General features: G+C 60.1%; 1 pseudogene. It reads left to right on the top strand.

The features are described from left to right. Positions 1–223, top strand: a pseudogene (locus KKP04_RS15685) (IS630 family transposase); the annotation flags it as partial.

Raw genomic sequence — 223 nt, 5'->3', positions numbered from 1 at the left:
AGCGCGCAAGGACATCTCGCTCGAAGAATTGCGCCAGGCGCTGGTCGAGATCGGCCTGACCGTTTCGGTAGCCGGGCTTCACCGCTTCTTTGTGCGTCACGGCATGACTCGTAAAAAAAGACAGGCCATGCCATCGAACAGGAGCGTCCCGACATCCTGAAGCAGCGGCGGAACTGGTTCGACGGCCAACTCGACCTGGAACCGGAGCGCCTCGTGTTCATAG

Origin of the sequence: Rhodomicrobium sp. Az07, assembly GCF_018619475.1 — a bacterium.
Taxonomy (GTDB): Bacteria; Pseudomonadota; Alphaproteobacteria; order Rhizobiales; family Rhodomicrobiaceae; genus Rhodomicrobium.
This window is presented reverse-complemented; position numbering and strand designations above follow the sequence as displayed.